Origin of the sequence: Neisseria sp. SLRRB23, from assembly GCF_050896295.1 — a bacterium.
GTDB lineage: Bacteria > Pseudomonadota > Gammaproteobacteria > Burkholderiales > Neisseriaceae > Neisseria.
The window spans coordinates 34,705-57,026 of sequence record NZ_JBPBFH010000004.1 but is presented as its reverse complement, the minus strand read 5'-3'; the positions used below and the strand labels follow the sequence as shown (position 1 = coordinate 57,026).

16 protein-coding genes and 3 pseudogenes are annotated in these 22,322 nt (G+C 52.6%); 1 reads left to right on the top strand and 18 read right to left on the bottom strand.

Annotation, left to right across the window (positions count from 1 at the left end):
* Positions 1-31: 31 nt before the first annotated feature.
* The 18 genes and pseudogenes from pglD to pilM all read right to left on the bottom strand — a co-directional run bounded on the left by pglD (position 32) and on the right by pilM (position 19,701).
* Positions 32-1,942, bottom strand: a complete 1,911-nt coding sequence (pglD, locus tag ACRPFF_RS01785; protein ID WP_432673630.1) for an NADH-dependent dehydratase PglD — start codon at positions 1,940-1,942, stop codon at positions 32-34.
* 47 nt (positions 1,943-1,989) lie between these two features.
* Positions 1,990-3,165, bottom strand: coding sequence for a DegT/DnrJ/EryC1/StrS family aminotransferase (locus ACRPFF_RS01780; RefSeq protein ID WP_432673642.1), 1,176 nt, complete (start codon positions 3,163-3,165; stop codon positions 1,990-1,992).
* A gap of 109 nt (positions 3,166-3,274) precedes the next feature.
* Positions 3,275-3,400: pseudogene (locus tag ACRPFF_RS01775) on the bottom strand (IS5/IS1182 family transposase); the annotation flags it as partial.
* A 7-nt stretch (positions 3,401-3,407) separates the two neighbouring features.
* On the bottom strand, positions 3,408-4,649 hold the full coding sequence (locus ACRPFF_RS01770; RefSeq protein ID WP_432673629.1) for a NeuD/PglB/VioB family sugar acetyltransferase: 1,242 nt from the start codon (positions 4,647-4,649) through the stop codon (positions 3,408-3,410).
* Positions 4,642-5,814 carry a glycosyltransferase gene (locus tag ACRPFF_RS01765; RefSeq protein ID WP_432673628.1) on the bottom strand — a complete coding sequence of 391 codons (1,173 nt, stop codon included), beginning with the start codon at positions 5,812-5,814 and terminating at the stop codon, positions 4,642-4,644. Before ACRPFF_RS01765 ends, ACRPFF_RS01770 begins: the two co-directional genes overlap by 8 nt.
* Positions 5,815-5,833: 19 nt before the next feature.
* Entirely contained in the window at positions 5,834-6,904 is a 1,071-nt protein-coding gene (locus tag ACRPFF_RS01760; protein WP_432673641.1) for a glycosyltransferase family 4 protein, read from the bottom strand.
* Entirely contained in the window at positions 6,901-8,322 is a 1,422-nt protein-coding gene (locus ACRPFF_RS01755; protein WP_432673627.1) for a lipopolysaccharide biosynthesis protein, read from the bottom strand. The genes ACRPFF_RS01760 and ACRPFF_RS01755 overlap by 4 nt, the downstream gene beginning before the upstream one ends.
* A gap of 57 nt (positions 8,323-8,379) precedes the next feature.
* Positions 8,380-9,687, bottom strand: coding sequence for a nucleotide sugar dehydrogenase (locus ACRPFF_RS01750; protein ID WP_432673626.1), 1,308 nt, complete (start codon positions 9,685-9,687; stop codon positions 8,380-8,382).
* Between the two features lie 87 nt (positions 9,688-9,774).
* Positions 9,775-10,884, bottom strand: coding sequence for a bifunctional diaminohydroxyphosphoribosylaminopyrimidine deaminase/5-amino-6-(5-phosphoribosylamino)uracil reductase RibD (gene ribD, locus ACRPFF_RS01745; protein ID WP_432673625.1), 1,110 nt, complete (start codon positions 10,882-10,884; stop codon positions 9,775-9,777).
* A gap of 32 nt (positions 10,885-10,916) precedes the next feature.
* Positions 10,917-11,381 (bottom strand): transcriptional regulator NrdR, encoded by a 465-nt coding sequence (locus ACRPFF_RS01740; protein ID WP_219221974.1) that lies wholly within the window; start codon positions 11,379-11,381, stop codon positions 10,917-10,919.
* 29 nt (positions 11,382-11,410) lie between these two features.
* Positions 11,411-12,253: a class II glutamine amidotransferase gene (locus tag ACRPFF_RS01735; RefSeq protein ID WP_432673624.1), complete on the bottom strand. Its 843-nt coding sequence runs from the start codon at positions 12,251-12,253 to the stop codon at positions 11,411-11,413.
* 788 nt (positions 12,254-13,041) lie between these two features.
* Positions 13,042-14,121, bottom strand: a complete 1,080-nt coding sequence (gene aroB / locus ACRPFF_RS01730; RefSeq protein WP_432673623.1) for a 3-dehydroquinate synthase — start codon at positions 14,119-14,121, stop codon at positions 13,042-13,044.
* Positions 14,122-14,131: 10 nt separating this feature from the next.
* Positions 14,132-14,644, bottom strand: a complete 513-nt coding sequence (locus ACRPFF_RS01725) for a shikimate kinase (RefSeq protein WP_432673622.1) — start codon at positions 14,642-14,644, stop codon at positions 14,132-14,134.
* 151 nt (positions 14,645-14,795) lie between these two features.
* Positions 14,796-16,734: pseudogene (pilQ, locus tag ACRPFF_RS01720) on the bottom strand (type IV pilus secretin PilQ).
* Positions 16,735-16,751: 17 nt separating this feature from the next.
* Entirely contained in the window at positions 16,752-17,303 is a 552-nt protein-coding gene (locus ACRPFF_RS01715; protein WP_250314843.1) for a pilus assembly protein PilP, read from the bottom strand.
* A 17-nt stretch (positions 17,304-17,320) separates the two neighbouring features.
* On the bottom strand, positions 17,321-17,989 hold the full coding sequence (locus ACRPFF_RS01710; protein WP_250314844.1) for a type 4a pilus biogenesis protein PilO: 669 nt from the start codon (positions 17,987-17,989) through the stop codon (positions 17,321-17,323).
* Positions 17,990-18,589, bottom strand: a pseudogene (locus ACRPFF_RS01705) (PilN domain-containing protein).
* Between the two features lie 2 nt (positions 18,590-18,591).
* Positions 18,592-19,701, bottom strand: coding sequence for a type IV pilus biogenesis protein PilM (pilM, locus tag ACRPFF_RS01700; RefSeq protein ID WP_250314846.1), 1,110 nt, complete (start codon positions 19,699-19,701; stop codon positions 18,592-18,594).
* A gap of 152 nt (positions 19,702-19,853) precedes the next feature.
* Here pilM and ACRPFF_RS01695 point away from each other — a divergent pair, with 152 nt between their 5' ends.
* Positions 19,854-22,250, top strand: coding sequence for a penicillin-binding protein 1A (locus ACRPFF_RS01695; RefSeq protein WP_308031168.1), 2,397 nt, complete (start codon positions 19,854-19,856; stop codon positions 22,248-22,250).
* Positions 22,251-22,322 lie beyond the last annotated feature (72 nt).

Here is a 22,322-nt window from a genome sequence, read left to right as displayed (position 1 = left end):
GGTTGGTTTGTACGTTATGCCGTCTGAAGGTTCAGACGGCATTTTTTCTGTGTGTTTCTCGTACCCAAAGCAGGTCGCAGATGCCGTCGCTCGGGGCAAAGCCGGTAGGGGCGTTGATGAGCAGGGTACGGATTGCCTGCTGGTCGTAACGGTCGCAGGCCGAACGGATGCGGTCGAGCAGGGCGGAGAGCTCGTGCCACGGCAGCATGGTCTCGTTGGCGGTCATGATGCGCGGATGGCTGGTTTTGCGGACGTTGTCGCCGATGAGCAGCTCTTCGTAGAGTTTTTCTCCGGGACGCAGTCCGGTAATGAGGATTTCGATGTCGCCGTCAGGTTGTTCGGGTGTTTTGGGTTTGAGGCCGCTTAAGGTAATCATTTGGCGGGCAAGGTCGATAATTTTGACGGATTCACCCATGTCGAGGACGAATACGTCGCCGCCCGTACCCATCGCGCCTGCCTGTATGACGAGTTGGGCGGCTTCGGGTATGGTCATGAAATAACGTGTGATGTCGGGGTGGGTCAGGGTGAGCGGGCCGCCTTCGGCAATCTGTTTTTCAAACAGCGGGACGACGGAGCCGGACGAACCTAAAACATTGCCGAAACGTACCATGCTGAAGCGGGTTTTCTGTCCGGGTTCGGCGGCGAGTGCCTGAAGGCAGAGTTCCGCCATGCGTTTGCTGGCACCCATGGTGTTGGTGGGGCGGACGGCTTTGTCGGTGGAGATGAGGACGAAGGTTCTTACGCCCGAAGCCGTGGCGGCAAGCGCGCACTCGAGTGTGCCGAAGATGTTGTTGCGTATGCCTTCGACGGTGTTGAATTCGACCATGGGGACGTGTTTGTAGGCGGCGGCGTGATAGACGGTCGCAACGGAAAAGGCGGTCATGACGTGTTCGAGCAGGGTGCGGTTTTGCACCGAACCGAGAAAGGGCAGGATTTCGGTGTTGAGGCGTTTTTGGATGCAGGTTTCGCGCAATTCTTTTTCGACGGCGTACAGGGCGAATTCGGATAACTCAAACAGCAGCAGCTTTTCGGGGCGGCGGCGGATAATCTGGCGGCAGAGTTCCGAACCGATGGAGCCGCCCGCGCCGGTTACCATGACGGTTTTGCCTTCGATGTCGGCACTCATCAGGCGGTCGTCGGGCGCGACGGAATCACGCCCGAGCAGGTCGGACACGGAGATTTTTTTGAGCGTGCCGATGCTGATTTTTCCGTCCATCAGGTCTTTCATTCCGGGAATGGTCAACACTTCGCACGGATAGGCTTCCAGTTTGTTGATGATTCGGCGGCGTTGTTCCTGGGTCGCGCTGGGAATGGCGAGCAGGATTTTTTCCACGCCGTAGCGTTCGATGAGGAAGGCGATGGCATCGGGCTGGTAAACGGCAAGGTCGTAGATGACGGTGTGCCAAAGCTTGGGGTTGTCGTCCACAAAGGCGACCGCGGAATATTCGCGTATCTGTTTGACGGCCTCGAGCAGTTGTCTGCCTGATCGTCCCGCGCCGTAAATGATGACGGGGGTCATATGTTTTTTTTGGTGGTCGGATAAAAGGCCGCGTATGACCATGCGGGAGCCGGTTACGGAGACAAGCAGCAGCAGAAAGTAGACGACGGGCAGGGCGAGGCGCAATTTTTCTTCAAATATCAGCGTATTGAGGAAAAACAGTACGGCGGAGACGAGGCTGCCGGCAAAGGCTGTGGTCAGGACGTGGAAACTGACAAAGCGTGTAACGGCACGGTAGAGCCCCATTCTGACGAACAGGCCGATGGTCAACAGCGCGGTCAATAGGAAAGACTGCCAGTTGGCAGGGTCGAACCATTCGTTCGAGTAGTCGGCCTTCAGGCTTTGGGTAAACCAGAAGGCGGTAAAAATCATCAGAAAATCGTGTATGAGGAAACAGATTTTCTTGATGTTGCGCGGTAGGGCAAGCAGGGTTTCCAGAGTCATGTTGTCGGCGGCGTGTGTTTTTCAGACGGCATATGCCGTCTGAAGGGTTATCGTGTGGCTTCGGTCAATACGGCTTCGATGTGTTCTTTGCAGAACGCGATTTCGCCGTCGGTCAGCGTCGGGTGCACCAAGAACATCAGGCTGGTGTCGCCCAGTTCGACAGCATTTTTCAAACGCTCTTTCGGTCGCCAAGGCGTGTTGTCGAAGGCTTTTTCCAAATACACTTCGGAGCAGCTGCCTTGATAGCAGGGGACTTTGCGCGCGTTCAGTTCGTTCACGATGCGGTCGCGCGTCCAGCCGTCTTTGAGGTGTTCGGGTTTGACGAAGGCGTAGAACTTGTATTGCGCGTGTTCGATGTAGTCTGCGACTTCAACCAAGCGGATGCTGGCGAACTTGCCCAAGCTTTCAGCCAGTTTGGCGGCGTGCGCTTGACGGCGCGCCGTCCATTCGGGCATGCGTTTGAGCTGGATGCGACCGATGACCGCCTGCATTTCCATCATGCGCCAGTTGGTGCCGAAGCTTTCGTGCAGCCAGCGGAAACCAGGAGCGTGTTCGCGGTGGTACACGGCATCGTAGCTTTTGCCGTGGTCTTTGTACGACCACATTTTTTCCCACAGGGTTTTGTCGTTGGTCGTAACCATACCGCCTTCGCCGCCGGTGGTCATGATTTTGTCTTGGCAGAACGACCATGCGCCGACGTGTCCGATAGAGCCGACGGATTTGCCTTTGTATTTCGCGCCGTGCGCTTGGGCGCAGTCTTCAATCACCCACAAGTTATGTTCTTTTGCCAAAGCCATAATGCCGTCCATTTCGGCGGGCATACCGGCAAGGTGGACGACGATGACGGCTTTGGTATTCGGTGTCAGTGCGGCTTTGATGGTTTCCGCGCTGATGTTTTGGCTGTTCAAATCCACATCGGCAAACACGGGGTTTGCGCCTGCGTTAACGATGCAGGACGCGGAGGCGAGGAAGGTGCGTGAGGTAACAATCACATCGTCGCCTGCGCCTATGCCCATTGCTTTGAGCGCGACATCGAGTGCCAGCGTGCCGTTGGAAAGGGCGACGGCGTACCGCGTGCCGGCGAAAGCAGCAAATTCTTTTTCAAATTCGCGGCATTCGCTGCCCGTCCAGTAATTGACTTTGTTGGACAGCAGGACTTTGGAAACGGCATCGGCTTCTTCTTGGGTAAAGCAGGGCCACGGGGAAAGGGAAGTGTTCAGCATGGTGTTTGGTCCGTCGGGTTCAGACGGCATTTCTGACAATATGCCGTCTGATGGAGGGGTTTTGCGTGTCCCGATGAATCGGTCGCACGCCGCAGGTGTTGTCAAAATCGGTTTGTACGGGGGTGTATAGTGGATTAAATTTAAACCAGTACGGCGTTGCCTCGCCTTGCCGTACTATTTGTACTGTCTGCGGCTTCGTCGCCTTGTCCTGATTTAAATTTAATCCACTATATTTTAATCGCTTATGCCGTCCCGGTCTTGGGGTTTTTGCGCGGCAGCGGCTTTGCCGGGTTGCCCGCGACGGTCATGCCGTCCGGGATGTCGCACACGATAACCGCCCCCGCGCCGGCGGTAACCCCGCTGCCGACGGTTGTCTGCTGGCGGCTGCACGCGCCCGTGCCTATCCAGCTTTCTTCGCCGATATGCGTGTTGCCCGACAGGTGCGCGCCTGGGCTGATGTGGACGAAAGCGTTAAGCAGGCAGTCGTGATCGACGGTGGCGGCAGTGTTCACAATCACGCCGTCTTTCAATACGCTGCCTGCCTGTACGACGGCTTTCGCCATAACGACGCTGCCTTGTCCGACTGTTGCAGAAGGCGAGACGGTCGCGTCCGGATGAACCAGAACGGGCAGTTTGAAGCCGAGCGCGGTGGCGCGTCCGGCGATTTGTCGGCGGATACGGTTGTTGCCGACGGCGACGGCGACGTCGTATTGTTCGGGCGATAAACTGTTTTCAAGCAGCAGCGTCGTGCCGATGACGGAAAAGCCGTTGACGCTGCCTTGTGCGCGGTCGTCCAGAAAAACGATTTCGCCGTATGTGCCGAGTGCGGCGGCAAGCTCGGCAACGACTTTGCCGTGTCCGCCCGCACCGACGACGGCGAGTTTGCGTTTTCCTGTGAAAGGGGGCATGGTGGCTTCGCCCTGTGCGGAAATCCCTTCCTTGATTAATACTTTTTTAACCGTCAGCAGTAGGATTTTGATGTCGAGGCACAGGCTGAAGTGGTCGATATACCAGATGTCGCATGCGAAGCGTTCGTCCCATGAGACGGCGTTGCGCCCGTTGACCTGCGCCCAGCCGGTAATGCCCGGTTTCATTTCGTGGCGGCGGTTTTGAAATTTGTTGTAAAGCGGCAGATACTGCATCAAAAGCGGGCGGGGGCCGACCAGGCTCATGTCGCCTTTGAGGACGTTCCACAGTTCGGGCAGTTCGTCCAGGCTGGCGGCACGCAGTTTTTTGCCGAACGGTGTCAGGCGTTCTCCGTCGGGCAGCGGAATGCCGTCTGAATCAAGCGCGTCGCGCATGGAACGGAATTTGACCATTTTAAAAGGTTTTCCGTTCTTTCCGGGGCGTTCCCGAATGAAGAAGACGGGCGAACCCAGATTCTTGCGGATGAGGTATATCAAAACCAAAAATACTGGCGAGAGGAAAATCAGTCCCGAGGCGGAGGCAATGATGTCAAACAGGCGTTTGAAGAATTTACTCATGGGCTAATCTTTCAATCAGGTTGACGATTTTTTGATAGGAGATGTCGCGCCTGAAGCGGCGGACGATTTCGTCGGACTGAACGGGGTCGTTTTTGCGTTTCAAAATATTTTTGGCGGCTTGAACGAAGCTGTCCATGTCGCCGGAACGGTAGTTTTCGTGCGGCAGCAGGTTCAGGAGGTCGAGGACTTCGGCATTGGTCTGGCTGTTCAGCACGGGTTTTTGCAAAGCCATATAGTCGGAAAGTTTGTTGGTAACCGACTGCATGGCGTGGCTATGGATGGCGTTGACGGCGATGTCGCAGCCTTTGGCGATGGACATCATTTCGGCGTAGGGGAGGTAGCCGTAAAACTTGATGGCGCGGTTTTCATGCTGTTTCAGCTTTTCTAGGTCGGGGCCGCCGCCCATGATGTGCAGTTCGACGTTTTTCCCGCTGTCCAGAAGTTTCTGTATCCCCCTGCAGGCAGTATCGACATCGTAGCTGTGGCTGAGCGTGCCGAAATAGAAAAATCGGGTTGTGCTGTCGCCGAAATCTTTGGCGGGCGCGGATGCTATGGCGGCGAAATCCGCGCCGATACAGACGGCTTCGGCAGGAACGTCGGGATTGGCTTCTTTGGCACGGTTGAGGTAGGTTTGCGAGACGGCAACGAGTGCGTCGGCGCAACGGTAGGCACGGTCGGCGCGACGGGCAAAGGGCAGCAGGCGGTGCGGGATTTTTTTCAAAAACGGCACGACCGATGAGAAGGACTCCGGCCATACGTCCTGCACGTCGATGATGAGTTTGTAGCCCAAACGCGCTTTATGCCTGCCTAAAAGCAGGTTGGTCGCCATCAGCGGATAGGCAGAATAGACGATGTCCTGTTCCGCCGCCTGCGGGCTGTGCAGCCAGCGTGCCAAATTGTGGACGAATACGCGGTGGCTGGCGACGCGGGCGAGGGAGACGTTTTTTCGGTAGCCGAGTTCGTCCAGCAGCTTGACGCGCAGCCTGCCGTTTGAAGTGGCGGCAGCATCTTCATGCCGTCTGAAGGATTTGTCGTAGTGGCGGAAACGGCTGGTAATCAGCAACACGTCGTGCGATTGCGACAATCGTTCTGCCAGATACCAAAAGCGGTTGAAATACGGTTCGGACGGCAGCGAGCAGTAGGGGGCGACTATGGTGATGTTCATCGGCGGCTTTCAGACGGCATTACATGGTATAGGCGGCCATGGTGGTACGGTAGATTTCGTCGTCGGAACAGAGTGCGGCGACGTGTGCGTGCAGCCTTTTGCCCATTGCTTCGCGCAACTCCGGTTGTCTGACGAGCGTGTCTACGGCGGCGATAAAGGCTTCTTCGTCGCCGAAGGGGATGCAGTAACCCGTTTCCCCGTTGACGACCATTTCGGAAATGCCCGCCATATCGTAGGTAACGACGGGCGTGTCGTAAAGTCCGGCTTCCAAGATGTTGTTGCCCACACCTGCGCCGTGGTCGCCGATGCAGTGGGGCGTGTTCACCAAAATATCCACATCTTTGAAGTAGGCGGTCAAATCGCGCACGCCGCCGAGGAAGGTAACTTTGCCGTCTATGCCCAGACGTTCCGCCTGCGCTTTCAAATTGTCCATTTCTTCGCCTATGCCCGCCACGTTCAGGCGTACGGGCATATCGCGGTCGACCATTTTTTTGAAAATGTCCAGCATCAGATGCACGGCGCGGACAGTGTCCAGACGCGACAGCGTGCCGAGCATGACGCAGCCTTTGGCGGTTTTTTCGGGAACGGAATCGGGACGGTGCAGCGCGTTGTAGGTATAAGTGATGCGGTGGGCGGGAAAACCGTAGCGGATGAGTTTGTCGCGCTCGTGTTTGCAGTTGCCGATGATGTACACGCCCAAACGGTCGAACAGCCGGGCGATTTTCGGATAGGTTTCGGGGTTAAGCCCGCGTGCGTGGTAGAACACTTTGGTTTTCGGCGAAACGATTTTGGCGGCAAGGGCGCAGGCCGGGACGACGCGCGCCATTTGGCAGTCGATGATGTCGGGTTGTTCGCGCCGCAGCATTCGGGCGTAGGTAATCATGCCTTTGAAGTAGCCGAAAAGGCCGCCGCGATAGAAATCGACGGGTTGCCAACGTATGCCCAAGGCTTGCGCCTCTTTGAGCAACGGTCCGTTCGAAGAGGCAAGGATGATGTCGTGTCCGTGCTGCCTGAGCAGCCGGCCGAGGCGGAAGGTGGCGTTTTCCGTGCCGCCCAAGCCTGCCATAGAAGTGGTCAAAACGATTTTCATGATGTAGAACCCATGTTTTTCAGACGGCAAAACAGGCGGTTTAATTCTGTTTTGTGCCGCAGGATGCAGCCTGCCAAATATACGGCCCATACGGCGGCGAACAGGGGATGGTTTTCCCGTGTGCCGAAACAGGCGTGGAGTGTCGCGGAGGTCAGGCAGAACAATGTGTGCATATAAAGCGGCAGGCGTTTGAGCGGCTGCCACAGGCGGGAAGAGCTTTCTGTCTTTAAAACAAAAAACAGCCAGAATGAGGCGGCACAGGCAACCGCCGCACCGCGCGCGCCTTCAGACGGCACGAGCAGCCTCAACAGCAGCAGGTTTGCCGACAGCGCGGTCAGGTTGGCAAGCGTAATCAGCCGTGTTTTGCGGACGACATTCAAACCGATACCGCTGATTTCGGTCAGCGTGTAAAACAGCGGCGGTAACATGCACGATACGACGATAAACCTGACGGGCGCATAGGTTTCAGGTAGCAGGCCAGAAACCAAAGGTGAAAAAATACCGGTCAGGCAGACGGCTGCGGCAAGCAGCGCGGCGGCGGATTCTGCGGTTGCCGAAATGTGCGGCATCGGGGCATTTTCTTCGACCATGTGGAAGATATGCGGCGTCCAGACCGTTGAAAAAATATTTTGGAATACCAGTGCCGCCGCACCGAAGGTAATCCCCATCGAGTAGATGCCGAGCTGTTCCAATCCGGCGTATCCTTTCAGAAAGAAGCGGTCGGCAGAAGTCAGCCCCCAGTAGGCGAGGTTGCCCAGTGCGAGCGGTATGCCGTAGCGCAGGCCGCGATGCAGGACGGCGGATGAAAACGGTGCGCGCCATGCGGCTTTCAGACGGCATCGGTTTTGAAACAGCAACAGGGCGAGGGCGGCGAGGTTCGCCAGCGTGTAAACGGCGGTCAGGGTTGCCGTGTGTGCCGGAAAATGCAGCAGCCCGACCGCCAGTGGCAGCAGCGGCAGGACGGTGAGCTTCGGTATGAGTTGTGCGGAAGAAAAGGCAAACGCACGTTCTTCCATACGCAAAATCAGGGAGAGAAAACGAATCAGCAGGACGGTCAGCGCAAACAGTACCAGCCCGATGCCGGCGGCGGAGTCGTCAAGCGAGAACAGGATTTCAGACGGCATTTCCGGACGGGAAAGCAGAAAGGCGGCGGCAAGTGCGGCAGAGAGCAGCGGCGGCAGGAACAGGGTTTTGAACAAAGTGTCTTTGTCGGCGGCGGCATAGTATTCGCGGATGTATGCCTGATCCAAACCCATGCCCAAAACCAATATGCCCAAGCCTGCCGCCGTCTGCATCAGTATGATGCGTCCGATGTCGGCGGCAGGAAAGTACCACGACAGCAGCGGCAGGGTCATGATGCCCAAAACCGCGCTGCCGAGGGAACCTGCCGCGTAGCCGAGGATTTTTTTTGTGTCCATTTCGAATGTTCAGACGGCATCGGGATGCTCTCCAATGCCGTCTGAAACCTTTCTCTATCAGGCTTTGACGACTTTCGGGCTGCCGTCGCGGAAGCGTCCGCGCGTATCGACGATGAGTTTGGCGTGTTCGGCGATAAGCGGGTAGTCGAATTTGTCATGGTCGGTGGTCAGTACCACGCAGTCGAAGCCTGCCAGCGTTTCTGCCGTAATCGGGGTACTGGAAAGGTTGAAGCAGTGGTGTCCGGGAATATGGGGGAAAACGGCGACATGGGGGTCGGAATAGGCGATGTCCGCCCCCAGTTTGTGCAGCCTGTCCATCACTTCCACCGACGGGCTTTCGCGCATGTCGTCCACGTTTTTTTTGTAGGAAATGCCCAGAATCAGAATTTTGCTGCCTTTGACGGAGCGGTTGATGCCGTTGAGAGCGAGGGCGGTTTTGCCGATAACGTAGTCGGGCATATGGGAATTGACTTCGCCCGCCAGTTCGATGAAGCGCGTGTTTACGCCGTATTCGCGCGCTTTCCATGTGAGGTAGAAGGGGTCGATGGGGATGCAGTGCCCGCCCAGGCCGGGACCGGGGTAATACGGTACGAAGCCGAAGGGTTTGGTGGCGGCGGCATCGATGACCTCGTGGATGTCTATGCCCATTTTGTCGGCGACGATTTTCATTTCGTTGACCAGACCGATGTTGACGGCGCGGTGGATGTTTTCCAGCAGTTTGGTCAGTTCGGCGGCCTTGGTCGAGCTGACGGGGACAACCCGGTCGATGGCGGGGCTGTACAGTGCGATGCCGACTTCGAGGCAGGTGGGCGTGTGTCCGCCGACGACTTTGGGGATGGTGCGCGTTTCAAAATTGGGGTTGCCCGGGTCTTCGCGTTCGGGCGAATAGACGAGGAAGATGTCTCTACCGGCTTTCAAACCGCTTGCCTCGACGCGTGGCAGCAGTTCTTCTTCGGTCGTGCCGGGGTAGGTGGTCGATTCGAGCGACAGAACTTGACCGGCGCGCAGGTAGGGTTTGACCGCGTCGGTGGTGCCGGTAACGAAGCTGATGTCGGGTTCCCGGTATTTGTTTAAGGGTGTGGGGACGCAGAGGATGACGGCATCCGCTTCGGCAATCCGAGAAAAGTCGTCAGTGGCTTCAAAACCTTTTCGGCGTGCCGCTGCGATTTTTTCGGAAGGGATGTGTTCGATATAGCTTTCGCCTGCATTAAGCCTGTCGGTTTTGAAGGTGTCGATGTCGAAGCCGAGGACGCGGAAGCCGGCATCGGTGTAGCGCAGCATCAGCGGCAGCCCGACATAGCCCAAACCGACGATGCCGATGACGGCGGTGCGGTCTGCAAATTTTCGGATAAGCTGGTCTTTCATATTGTCCTCACGGCGTTTCGGACGGGTATGCCGTCTGAAGAATGTAATTTCGTGTCGGTATTATATAGTGAAACTGTCATGAATCCGTCAAAAAACGTTATCGTTTTTTCGGAACACGGTTTTGATGTCGTGTCCGAGGATTTCGCTTGAAACAGGTGTCCACAAGGGCGGTGCGGAAAGGGCGGCGCGGTTTTCGGGCAGGCAAAATAAACCGCTGCCGCCGCCGAGGATTTTGGGCGAGCGGTATAAAACGATTTCGTCCGCCAAATCTTCTGCCAAAAATGCGGATGTGAGTTCGGAGCCTGCTTCGACCATGATTTCGCCGAAACCTTCGTCGGCAAGGAGGCGCATCAGGTGGTGCAGGTCGATTTTGCCGTCTGCCGTTTCAGATGGCATCAGGATGCGGATGTGTGCGTGTTCCCGATAGGGGCGGAGTTTGTCTTCATCGCGTTCCAAGGTGGCGATGTAGGTCGGAGATTGTCCGTCGGTAACCAAATGGCTGTACGGGGGCAGGCGCAGGCGGCTGTCTAACACGATGCGCGCGGGTTGGCGCAGGGTTGGGAAGTCGCGGACGTTGAGTTGGGGATTGTCCGCCAACACCGTGCCGATGCCGGTTAGCACCGCGCAGCTTTCGGCGCGCAAAACCTGTACGTCGGCACGCGCTTCTTCGCCGGTAATCCAAAAGCTGCTGCCGTCTGAAAGGGCGGTTTTGCCGTCCAGCGAAACGGCGCATTTGAGGCGGACAAAGGGGCGGCGGCGTTCGATGCGCGATAAAAATCCTCGGTTGAGTTCGCGTGCTTTGTTTTCAAGTAGTCCGCATTCCGTCTTGATGCCCGCTGCTTCGAGCAGGGCAAGCCCTTTGCCTGCAACCAGCGGGTTGGGGTCGCGCATGGCGGCAACAACGCGTGTTACGCCGGAACGGAGCAGAGCGTCGGCGCAGGGCGGGGTACGCCCGTAATGGCTGCACGGTTCGAGGGTAACAAAGGCGGTCGCGCCTTGTGCCATTTCGTCCGCCTGACGCAATGCGTGGACTTCGGCATGGGGTTCGCCCGCTTTGACGTGGAAGCCCTGCCCGACAATTTGGCTGCCGTGTGCGATAACGCAGCCGACGCGCGGATTGGGCGAAGCGGAAAAACGCCCCAAAGCGGCAAGTTGGAGGGCGTTTTCCATCATGGATATATCTGTGTCCGAAAACATGGGGATACCGTATCAGTATGGGTTGGGGGGAATCAGGCTTTGCGGTCTGTTTTGACGGCTTGCGCCAGCCACGAGGCAAAGTCTGCCGGATTGTCGAAGTGTTTGTGCAGTGCGGCGAAACGGACGGCGGCTTCCGTGTTGTGCTCAAGCAGCTCTTTTAGCACCATGTCGGCAAGTTCGGCAGAGGGGATGTCGCGAAGACCCGAAGTGTAGAGCCTGTGTTCCGTCAGGCGGACGGTTTCGTCAATCTGTTCGGGTGTCAGGGCGGATTTTCGGGCGGCGGCGGTCAGGTCGTTGCGGAGACGTTGTGCATTGAAGGGCGAACGTTTTTTGTCCGGACCGATGACGACGGGCATTTTGAGTTCGACGGTTTCGAGTGTGCCGAAGCGTTTGCCGCAGCTGGGGCAGTGGCGGCGGCGGCGGACGGTATTGCGCTCTTCCATCAGGCGGGAATCGGCAACTCGGGTGTCTGGGTGGCTGCAAAACGGGCATTTCATGGTATTTCCTCACTGATGCCGTCTGAACGTCAAACCGATACGCCGGCTGCGCGTGCGATTTCTAGGCCTTCTTCGGCACTCATATAGACGGGGTTACGGGGTCGGTCGTTTAAAATAATTTTGCCTTCGCGGAACATGACCAGTTCGTTCACGGCAAGTTGGGACCATGATTCGTCGCGGGTCAGCGGCAGGGTGGCGATAACGGCAACGCGGTCGTCGGGCGTGGTTACTTCGGCAAAATCGACCATTACATCGTCGTCGAGCAGGCGTGCCTTGCCGAACGGGGCTTGGCGGATGATGTAGTGCAGCAGCGTGCTGGCGTGGGCAAACAGGGAAATGCCGTCTGAAAGCATAAAGTTAAACAGCCCGAACTTGCGGATTTCGTGCGTTAGCCCCGCAATCGCGTCAAACAGGGTCTCGTCGTCGGGACGGACGGCAAAGCGGGTGCGCAGACGGTTGAGGATGTGGCAGAACGCGCGTTCGGAGTCGGTTGTGCCGACGGGGTGGAAAAATTCTCCCTGTTCAGGAAAGAAGTCGACCAAATGTCCGTTGTGGGCAAACAGCCAGTAGCCGCCCCACATTTCGCGCATAAAGGGATGGGTGTTCGCCAGCGAGGTTTGTCCTTGCGATGCTTTGCGGATATGGGCGACGACGTTTTCCGATTTAATCTGGTAGGCGCGCACGAGGTCGGCGACGGGCGAATTGGCACTCGGCTTGTCGTCGTGGAACAGGCGCACGCCTTTGCCTTCGAAAAAGCCGATGCCGAAACCGTCGGCGTGATGGTCGGTAATGCCGCCCCTGCGGCGGAAGCCTTCAAAGGAAAACATAATATCGGTCGGCGTATTGCAGTTCATGCCCAGCAGTTGACACATAGTTTGTCCAAATGATTCAGATGGTCGCAAGTATTCGGATTATACCCCGAACTGAAAATGCCGTCTGAAATACGGCTTGTTCCCCCATTGTTCACGCGAAAACGGAAAACAAAGACGGAAACTTAAGATTCCGCCATTTCCGCTCAGGCGGGAATCTAGAATTTCAATGCCTCAAGAATTTATCTGGAAAAACCAAAACCCTTCCGCCGTCATTCCCACGAAAGTGGGAATCTAGAAATGAAAAGCAACAGGAATTTATCGGAAAAAACCAAAACCCTTCCGCCATCATTCCCACGAAAGTGGGAATCTAGAAATGAAAAGCAACAGGAATTTATCGGAAATGACCGAAACTGAACGGACTGGATTCCCGCTTTTGCGGGAATGACGGCGACAGGGTTGCTGTTATAGTGGATTAACAAAAACCAGTACAGCGTTGCCTCGCCTTAGCTCAAAGAGAACGATTCTCTAAGGTGCTGAAGCACCAAGTGAATCGGTTCCGTACTATTTGTACTGTCTGCGGCTTCGTCGCCTTGTCCTGATTTTTGTTAATCCACTATATTCCGGATAAATTCCAGTGATTTTGAATTTCCGGATTTCCATCTGCGCGGAAATGACGGCGGACAGATTGTCGTTATTCCGGATAAATCCCTGCGATATGGGATAACCGGATGCCCGCTTTCGCGGAGAATGATGATGGAAAGTTATCATCGTGCGTCAAACCTGCGCGGCAACACACCGGTAAAGCCGATGCCGTCTGAACGCCCTTCAGACGGCATCGGTATGGCTAATCAGAGATACGGTTGCAGGGTGCGGCGGAGGATGTCCGTATCGGTAATTTCGGTGATGTTGGCTTCGCCCAGCCGGTTCAGACCGATAAAGCGCATCACGCCGCCGCTGACTTTTTTATCGTGGCTCATATGTTCGAGCCATTTTTCGAATGGGAACACGGGCGGTGTGGACGGCAGTCTGGCGGCTTCAAACAGGGCGGCGAGCCGTGCGGTATCTGCGGCGGAGATGTTGCCCAGTTGTTCGGACAAACGCGCCGCCAACACGCATCCGGCGGCAACGGCTTCGCCGTGCAGCCATACGCCGTAACCCATTTGGGCTTCGACGGCGTGTCCGAAGGTGTGTCCGAGGTTGAGCCATGCGCGTATGCCTTGTTCGGTCTCGTCTTGGGCGACGATGTCTGCCTTCATTTGGCAGCAACGGTACACGGCTTCGGCGAGTTTTCCTTTATCGAGCGTCATCAGTCCGGATATGTTTTGTTCCAGCCATTCGAAAAAACCGATGTCGCCGAGCGCACCGTATTTGATGACTTCCGCCATACCGGCGGACAATTCACGGACGGGCAGGGTGTGCAGCGTATCCAAGTCGGCAAGCACCGCCTGCGGCTGGTAAAACGCGCCGATCATATTTTTGCCGAGCGGGTGGTTAATGGCGGTTTTGCCGCCAACCGATGAGTCAACCTGGCTTAACAGCGTAGTCGGTATTTGAATGAATGGGGCACCGCGCTGGTAGGTGGCGGCGGCAAAGCCGACCATGTCGCCGATAACGCCGCCGCCCAGTGCAATCAGCGTGGTTTTGCGTTCGGCGCGGTTTTGAATCAGTCCGTCAAAAATAAGGTTGAGCGTCTGCCAGTTTTTATATATTTCCCCGTCGGGCAGGATAATGCTGAAATGGGGAATGCCTGCCTCGTCTAATGCCGTCTGAAGCGTGCCGAGGTAGAGCGGGGCGACGGTTTCATTGGTGATGATGGCGGCGCGTTTTCCCAAATGCGGTTTGAGCAGGCTTCCCGCCTGCGGCAGTAGCCCGTTGCCGATAAAGATGGGGTAGCTGTGCGAAGGTGCGTGTACGGTCAGTGTTTTCATGCGTCGGTTTTTATTCGGATAAAAGGTTGAGTAGGATTTGTACGGTTTGCCGGCAGTTTCCCGATTCGATAGTGAAGTCGGCGGTTTGCCTGTAAAGCGGGTCGCGTGCGGTGTAGAGTTCGCGCAATCTGCCCAAGGGATCGGCAACTTGTAAAAGGGGGCGGCTACTGTCGCAGCGCGTCCGTTCGAGCAGGGTTTCGGGTGGGGCGTGCAGATAAACGACCGTGCCGCTTTTGCGGATAAGGGCGCGGTTTTCTTCTTTTAACACGGCACCGCCGCCGGTGGACAGGACGATATGCGGCAGGATAACCAGTTTTTTGAGTATGGCGGTTTCGCGCGAACGGAATCCCTGTTCGCCTTCCATTTCAAATATGGTGGGGATGGAAACGCCGGCGGCTGCCGAAACTTCATGGTCGCAGTCGTAAAAGCGGTAATTTAGGGAGCGGGCAACCTGTCTGCCCAGAGTGGTTTTGCCAGCACCCATCAGCCCGATGAGGATAAGTTTGTCGGTAAAATTTTTCATGGCGTAATTTTAAACGATATTGGCAGGACTGGTAGGGGCTTAAGGTGTATCGGGATGGGAATTCAGTTTCAGGCGGTATTTTGACGGATGTTGGATTTCAGATAAAAAAAGGGCATATGTTTTAAAACATATGCCCTTTTACGTTTACGGATTAATAGCGCAGGTTGCTGCCGACCGTATCCATAATTCTCGGAGTAATGAAAATCAGCAGTTCTCGACGGCTTTGGCTGTTTTGGCGCGTTTTGAACAGGTTGCCGATGACGGGAATATCGCCCAACAAGGGGATTTTGGTCAGCGTATTACCGTTTTCTTCTTCATAAATGCCGCCGACAATCAATGTGCCGCCGTTTTCAACCATTGCTTGAGTATCCAGATTTTTGGTTTGGATACATTTGGTTGCTTCGTTTTTCACACGGCAGTCAATCGGAGTGTCTTTATTGATTTTGACATTCATGATGATTTGACCGTCAGGAGTGATATTCGGGGTAACAACCAAGCCCAATACGGCTTTTTTGAAGGTTGTGGTCGTACTGGTGCTGCTACCTGAGGTTGAAGTATCTTGGTAAGGAATTTCCGTACCGGATTCGATTTTGGCTTCCTGACGGTTTTGGGTCAGCACGCGTGGATTAGCAAGCGTTTTGGTTTTGGAAAGTTGCTCAGATGCTGACAGTTCCAGGTTCAGGGCACCGGACGAAAGTGCGCGTACCAGTGCGATGCTGTTTGCGGCAGCGGCAACCGGCAGGTTGATGTTGGTGTTGACCGACCAACGTCCGCTGGATGTTCCGGTATTGCCGCCTGTTCCGCCGTTATTCGCTGCGGAAATCCCGCCGCTTCCGGAGTTGAATCCCCATGCGGTTTGCCGGTTGGTGCCTCCGTAACCGAATTTTACACCCAAGTCGCGTGCGAAACCGTCGGTTGCTTCAACGATACGCGCTTCAATCATCACTTGTTGCGCGGGTACGTCCAATTCGTCAATCAGTTTGCGGAATTTCTCAATGACGCTGCGGGTATCGGTAACAATCAGGGTATTGGTGGCAGGGTCAATCAATGCACTGCCGCGGTTACTTAGAAGCGTATTGCGTGAGTTGGTGCTGTCAATTTCATCCAAACGAAGGATTTTGCGGAACTCTTCCACATTTTTATATTTTAATTGGAAGTTCTGAGAATAGAGGGAACCGAGTTCGGCAATTTCTTTTTCTGCCTTTGAAGGTTTTTGGGGTATTGCTTAAACCGCTAGATTCGAGATCTTGTTTTTTAGGCAGGATTTGAAAGGTAAAACGTCCTGAAGATGCGGATTTGTTGATGAATTCCCAGTTGCCGGTCATTTTGATAATGAGCTGGGTATCGTTGTTAATACGTTTCAGGGTAACGTTTTGTACCGGTGTTTTGAAGTCTGCCACGTCCAGGCTGCGTTGTTGTGCAGTTGTCAGGGTGTGGTTTTTCAGGGTAACGATTACTCGGTCACGTTGTTGACGGATGTCGGGTTGCCCGGAAAAACCTAAGGCAGACAATTCGACTATACCGGTATTCTTGCTGTCTTTGCGGAAGTCGATATTGGTTTGTTTTGCTGGCATTGCAGCCGTTTGTTGCGCGGCGGCAGGGCTAAACGGTGCGGATACGGATACTACGGATTCGCTAAATGGGGCGGAAGGTTGTGTTCGCGGCACGGTTTGTGCGGGTGCGCGTACAGGAGCTGATGTGGTATCGGAAGATTCATTAATAAGAATCCAAACTTCGTTTCCTCGTACTTCGGTATTGTACTGGCTTGGTTTGTTCAAATTAAGAACTAAGCGCGCACGGTTGCTGTTTTGAGCCGCGCTAATTTTGTTTAACAGGGAATCTGCATATTCTAGAACTTGCTGATCCATAGAAATGCCGGTTTGTTCAAAGTCTAAAGCAATACGTGCAGGTGAGGAGGTTACAAAACCGGTAGGGCTCACAACCTCTTTATCAAAGCTGACTTTGATGATTTTTTGTTTATTGGGTAAGGAAGAAACCTTAATATCTGTGATGTTTCCTGCCGATGCCGTCTGAAAGGCAGCGGTTGCGATAAACAGACCGGAAATAATTTTCGTCAGTTTTGTATTCATATGGAATAATCCCCTTCTTAATTTTGCTCTTTGGCAGATGCTGCCGCTTGTTCGGTATCGGTATTTTTGTCGGAAGGTTGCAGCAGCAGTTCTGCTTTGCGGGAGACCCAGTTGCCTGTGCTGTCTTCTATCAATTCGTTCAAAATGATACTGTTTTCGGTAATGTCTTGGATTTTACCGTAGTTTTGCCCTAAATAGTTGCCGATGCCAACAGTATAGACATAACCTTCAGCTTCAACAAAACCTGATATTTTTTTGTCGGATTTTAAGATGCCGACATAACGTATGTTTTCTAAGCTGAATTTTTCCAGTGTTTCTTTAACACGGTTTGTATCGGGAGCATTTTCCCCTTTTTTGGCAGTTTCCATGCGGTGGAAGTCAAATGCATTTAGTCCTGTAAGTTGCGGGGGGCTGTATACCGGTGAAACCGGTAGGGTTGGGGCTTGGAAAGGTATGATTTCTGCTTTGGCTTCACGCCTTGTTTGAGCCATCCATTCGTTTAGTTCATCGGAATTTTGGGAGCACGCAGATAGGACCAAAAGGCTAGTGAGTATGGCGTAATATTTCATGGATTCCCTAACGTAAGTTATTTTTGCTCAGTATTTTGCGCTGCTTCTGCAGCTTGTTGCTGTGCAGCTTCTGCAGCCAGTTCTTCTACGGATTTTGCTTTGTAGGTGGTGGCAATGGCACTGAGGTTCAGGATGCTGCTCTTGCCGTCTGAACCGCCCCCATTTTCCGGGGATTGGATAATTTTCAGTGATTCAAGGGTAATAATTCGGGAAAGGCTGCCGACATCCCGTGTAAACTGACTGATTTGTTCGTAATTCCCGGTAATGGAAATGGAATAGGGTAATCTTTTAATAGGACCGTCATCAACCGGGGGCTGAGGCATGACACTGTCCAACCGTAGTCCGTTACTTGAGCCTGCCTGATGAAGTTCCTGTACCAAATTGGGAATTTCGGCATCAGTAGGTAATTGTTTTAACATGATGTTAAAAGCGGAACGGATGGCGGCCAGTTCATCTCTCAGGTTATTCAGGCTGGCTGCATTAATACTTTTTTGTTTATAGGTATCTTTCAGTTCAACCTCTTTGGCCTCGTACTCACTGAGGGATTCGATTTGATTTTCGAACAAGCCGATGTAACCAAGCCCCAGTATGGCGGCGATGGTCATTAGGGCAATAAACAGTTTGATAGGCAAGTTAAGCAGATGAAGATTATTAATATCTATGTTTTTTAGTGAGTTAGAAGCCATTTAGTTTGCCTCCTGTTTGTTTTCTTGAGCCGGGTTTTCTGTGGTTCCTGTTGCCTTTACGATAGGTTGCAATGTTGCTTGTAAGGTAAATTCTTGGTATGAATTATTTTTCTTAATACTCAATAGCTCAGGTTGATTGAATATGCCGGTATTGGGCATGGCCCTCATCATATTGGCGACGCGGTTATCGCTGGATGTCCTGCCGTTTAGTCGGTAAGAATCGGCAGTAACGGCTTAGAGTGAAGTCAGATAAGTGTTGTCCGGAATGGTCTCGTTTAGACTATCAAGGATTTTTGCTGCCTGGAGACGTTTGAGCTGAAGCTCCTCAATTTTGTTTTTCTTAAGTAGAAAGGCATCTTTCTCTTGTTTTAGTTTTTGGATTTCAGTCAGTTCAGTATCTAAGTGTGCGATAGAGGTTTCTAGAAGGGCATTTCTTTCCAACTGGTTATTGGTCATGTTGTCAATAAACAGGTAAGTTCCCGCAACGGAAGCGAGGCCAATTAATACGGCACCATACATCAGCGTTTTGAATTGTTGCTGTTTGCGCTTGTTGATTTCCTCCCTATAGGGAAGAAGGTTGATTTTAATTAAATTATTCATGTTTATAGTCCCCGTGCAGCTAAACCAAATGCCGTAGTTAATATGGGCGCATCAAGTTCAAATTGTTTTTTGTCTGTTTTTAGATTATTGGAAAAGTAGGTTGCAGGATGGATACACTGCACGTCTGCGTTCGTTTGAGAGGCTACGGCCTGTGCAATACCTTCCTGACGTGTTGCTGTGCCTGTCAGTAGGATATGCTTGACATTGGTCATATCATCCGCAGTCTGGGTAGTATAATAGAACTGCAAGACCCTTTGTATTTCTTGAGTGATTTGTTCATTAAAATGGTCGGCGACGTTTTCCTGGTAATCAGAAGGCTTTTGCGGGGAGTTGATGATTTCTTCAGCTTTTTCTTCTGTTACCTGATAGGTGCGTTGAATGAGCTGGTTAAGCTGTTCTTCACAGATAGAGGTTTCTTGTTTGTAAAGGACTTTTCCGTTTTGGATAATCAACGCGTAGGTTCGTGTGGCATATATGCCAAAAATGGCGACCTTTTCCGTTGAAAGTTCGGGAGCAAAGTTATTCATCCACAATGTGTAGGCGTTATATTGTCCGAAAATGTCTATGTCGAGTGCGGACAGTTTCATGCCTGCCTCGGCAAATGCATCAATCAGAGGTTCGATATCGTCCTTTCTTGCTGCGACGGCTAAAACGGTTTGGTCGGCAGAAGGCGGTGTCAGAACCTGATAATCGTAATTGACTTCTTCTAATGAACTTATTTCGGAAATGGCGGATTCGACAAATTCTTCTAAATCTAAATCGGTATCTTTTGTGGTATATACCAGCTGCTCGGCAGTTGCCAAATTTTGCGGTATGGCGGCGATAATATTTTTACAGGAACTGTTCAGTTTGACATATGCCTGTTGCAAATATGTAACAAGCTGATCGTGATTTTGAACTTTATTGCCTTGGACGATATTCTTTGGTAATTTGGCAATGACGTATTTTTCCAGCTGAATTTGGTTTAAACTACGTCCTGACAATTGAACCATTTTAATAGAATATTGGTCGATATCGATGCCGATTGCTGCATGGTTATTGAGTTCAAAGGATTTCTTAGAGAACTTGGCATCTGTTTTTTTAAGGTTTTTCAAGCTGTTAAATAATCGCATGATGGAAGTTCCTGCTTCATATTTTTAATGGGTAACCGTTTCGGTGTCCGTAATGGATTTCTAGTGCTTTGCACATTAAAACTGTGTTTTGTAGAAATCGGTTGCTATTTTACTTTATTTAATACCAATAATGGTAAATTATCATTTCAATTATGATTAAAAAGATTGTAACAACTTGTTTTGGTTTGGTTTTGGGATTGTGTGTGTTTGGCGTCGGTTTGGTTGCGATTGCTATTTTGGTAACGTATCCGAAATTACCTTCCTTAGATTCATTGCAACATTACCAACCTAAGATGCCGTTAACTATTTATTCAGCAGATGGAGAGGTTATCGGTATATACGGTGAGCAACGGCGAGAATTTACAAAAATCGGCGATTTCCCTGAGGTATTGAGGAATGCGGTTATTGCTGCCGAGGATAAACGGTTTTATCAGCATTGGGGTGTGGATGTTTGGGGTGTTGCAAGGGCGGCTGTTGGTAATATCGTGTCCGGCAGCATGCAGTCGGGTGCGAGTACGATTACGCAGCAGGTGGCGAAGAATTTTTATTTGAGCAGTGAAAAGACATTTACACGGAAGTTCAATGAGGCGTTGCTTGCTTATAAAATCGAGCAGTCTTTGAGTAAGGATAAAATCCTTGAGCTGTATTTCAATCAAATTTATTTGGGTCAGCGCGCTTATGGTTTCGCGTCTGCTGCGCAAATCTATTTTAATAAAGATGTCAAAGAGTTGACTCTGGCGGAAGCCGCCATGCTGGCGGGGTTGCCTAAGGCTCCATCTGCCTATAACCCTATTGTTAATCCGGAACGAGCCAAGTTGCGTCAAAAGTATATTTTGAACAACATGCTTGAGGAAAAGATGATTACCTTGCAACAGCGCGATCAGGCGTTGAGTGAGGAACTGCATTATGAGCGGTTTGTCCAGAAAATTGATCAGAGTGCTCTATATGTTGCAGAAATGGTGCGTCAGGAACTGTATGAGAAATATGGTGAAGATGCCTATACGCAGGGTTTTAAGGTTTATACGACTGTACGTACCGATCATCAGAAAGTAGCAACAGAGGCGTTGCGTAAAGCGTTGCGGAATTTTGATCGCGGCAGCAGTTATCGTGGTGCGGAAAACTATATCGATTTGAGTAAGAGTGAAGATGTCGAAGAGACTGTCAGCCAGTATCTTTCGGGACTTTATACCGTCGATAAAATGGTTCCCGCTGTCGTATTGGATGTGACTAAAAAGAAAAATGTCGTCATACAGTTGCCCAGTGGTAAGCGGGTTACGCTTGACGGCCGTTCCTTAGGTTTTGCAGCCCGCGCGGTCAATAATGAGAAAATGGGAGAGGACCGTATCCGCAGGGGTTCGGTTATACGTGTTAGGAACAATGGCGGGCGTTGGGTAGTCGTTCAAGAGCCGCTCCTGCAGGGTGCTTTGGTTTCCTTGGATGCCAAAACCGGTGCGGTGCGCGCGCTGGTCGGCGGTTATGACTTCCACAGCAAAACATTCAACCGTGCCGCCCAAGCTATGCGGCAGCCGGGNTCGACATTTAAACCGTTTGTNTATTCGGCAGCTTTATCTAAGGGTATGACTGCCTCTACAATGGTTAACGACGCGCCAATTTCCTTGCCGGGAAAAGGGCCGAACGGTTCGGTTTGGACACCTAAAAATTCAGACGGCAGATATTCGGGATATATCACTTTAAGGCAGGCGCTGACGGCTTCCAAAAATATGGTTTCCATCCGTATTTTGATGTCTATCGGTGTCGGTTACGCGCAACAGTATATCCGGCGTTTCGGCTTCAAACCGTCCGAGCTGCCTGTCAGCCTGTCTATGGCTTTAGGTACGGGCGAGACGACACCGTTGAGGATAGCGGAGGCATACAGCGTGTTCGCAAACGGGGGTTATAGGGTTTCTTCGTACGTCATCGATAAAATTTATGACAGCGAGGGCAGGTTGCGCGCACAAATGCAGCCTTTGGTGGCGGGGCAAAATGCGCCTCAGGCAATCGATCCGCGCAATGCCTATATTATGTATAAGATTATGCAGGATGTCGTCCGTGTCGGTACGGCAAGGGGCGCGACCGCGCTGGGCAGGTCGGACATCGCCGGTAAAACGGGTACGACCAACGACAATAAAGATGCATGGTTTGTCGGGTTTAACCCCGATGTGGTCACTGCCGTATATATCGGTTTTGACAAACCTAAAAGTATGGGGCGTGCCGGTTACGGCGGTACGATTGCCGTTCCGGTTTGGGTAGATTATATGCGCTTTGCGCTGAAGGGCAGGCCGGGCAGGGGAATGAAAATGCCCGATGGCGTAGTTGCCAGCAACGGCGAATACTATATGAAGGAGCGTATGGTAACAGACCCCGGTTTGATGCTGGAAAACGGCGGTATCGCACCGCAACCCTCCCGTCGGATTAGGGAGGATAAAGAGGTGCGGGCTGAAGACGTTGAACGCGGAGTGGCTGACGAAGTACGTCAAGATGTACAGGAAACCCCTGTGTTGCCAAGTAATACGGGCTCCAAACAGCCGCAACTGGATTCCCTGTTTTAAAGGTTGTAGACAATGCCGTCTGAAAAGGTTTTCAGACGGCATTTTATATTTAGGGAAGGTAATTTTTTAAAT

Coding starts and splice junctions, on each gene's coding strand:
- pglD (WP_432673630.1), bottom strand. CDS start 1,942: ATGACTCTGGAAACCCTGCTTGCCCTACCGCGCAACATCAAGAAAATC.
- ACRPFF_RS01780 (WP_432673642.1), bottom strand. CDS start 3,165: ATGCTGAACACTTCCCTTTCCCCGTGGCCCTGCTTTACCCAAGAAGAA.
- ACRPFF_RS01770 (WP_432673629.1), bottom strand. CDS start 4,649: ATGAGTAAATTCTTCAAACGCCTGTTTGACATCATTGCCTCCGCCTCG.
- ACRPFF_RS01765 (WP_432673628.1), bottom strand. CDS start 5,814: ATGAACATCACCATAGTCGCCCCCTACTGCTCGCTGCCGTCCGAACCG.
- ACRPFF_RS01760 (WP_432673641.1), bottom strand. CDS start 6,904: ATGAAAATCGTTTTGACCACTTCTATGGCAGGCTTGGGCGGCACGGAA.
- ACRPFF_RS01755 (WP_432673627.1), bottom strand. CDS start 8,322: ATGGACACAAAAAAAATCCTCGGCTACGCGGCAGGTTCCCTCGGCAGC.
- ACRPFF_RS01750 (WP_432673626.1), bottom strand. CDS start 9,687: ATGAAAGACCAGCTTATCCGAAAATTTGCAGACCGCACCGCCGTCATC.
- ribD (WP_432673625.1), bottom strand. CDS start 10,884: ATGTTTTCGGACACAGATATATCCATGATGGAAAACGCCCTCCAACTT.
- ACRPFF_RS01740 (WP_219221974.1), bottom strand. CDS start 11,381: ATGAAATGCCCGTTTTGCAGCCACCCAGACACCCGAGTTGCCGATTCC.
- ACRPFF_RS01735 (WP_432673624.1), bottom strand. CDS start 12,253: ATGTGTCAACTGCTGGGCATGAACTGCAATACGCCGACCGATATTATG.
- aroB (WP_432673623.1), bottom strand. CDS start 14,121: ATGAAAACACTGACCGTACACGCACCTTCGCACAGCTACCCCATCTTT.
- ACRPFF_RS01725 (WP_432673622.1), bottom strand. CDS start 14,644: ATGAAAAATTTTACCGACAAACTTATCCTCATCGGGCTGATGGGTGCT.
- ACRPFF_RS01715 (WP_250314843.1), bottom strand. CDS start 17,303: ATGAAATATTACGCCATACTCACTAGCCTTTTGGTCCTATCTGCGTGC.
- ACRPFF_RS01710 (WP_250314844.1), bottom strand. CDS start 17,989: ATGGCTTCTAACTCACTAAAAAACATAGATATTAATAATCTTCATCTG.
- pilM (WP_250314846.1), bottom strand. CDS start 19,701: ATGCGATTATTTAACAGCTTGAAAAACCTTAAAAAAACAGATGCCAAG.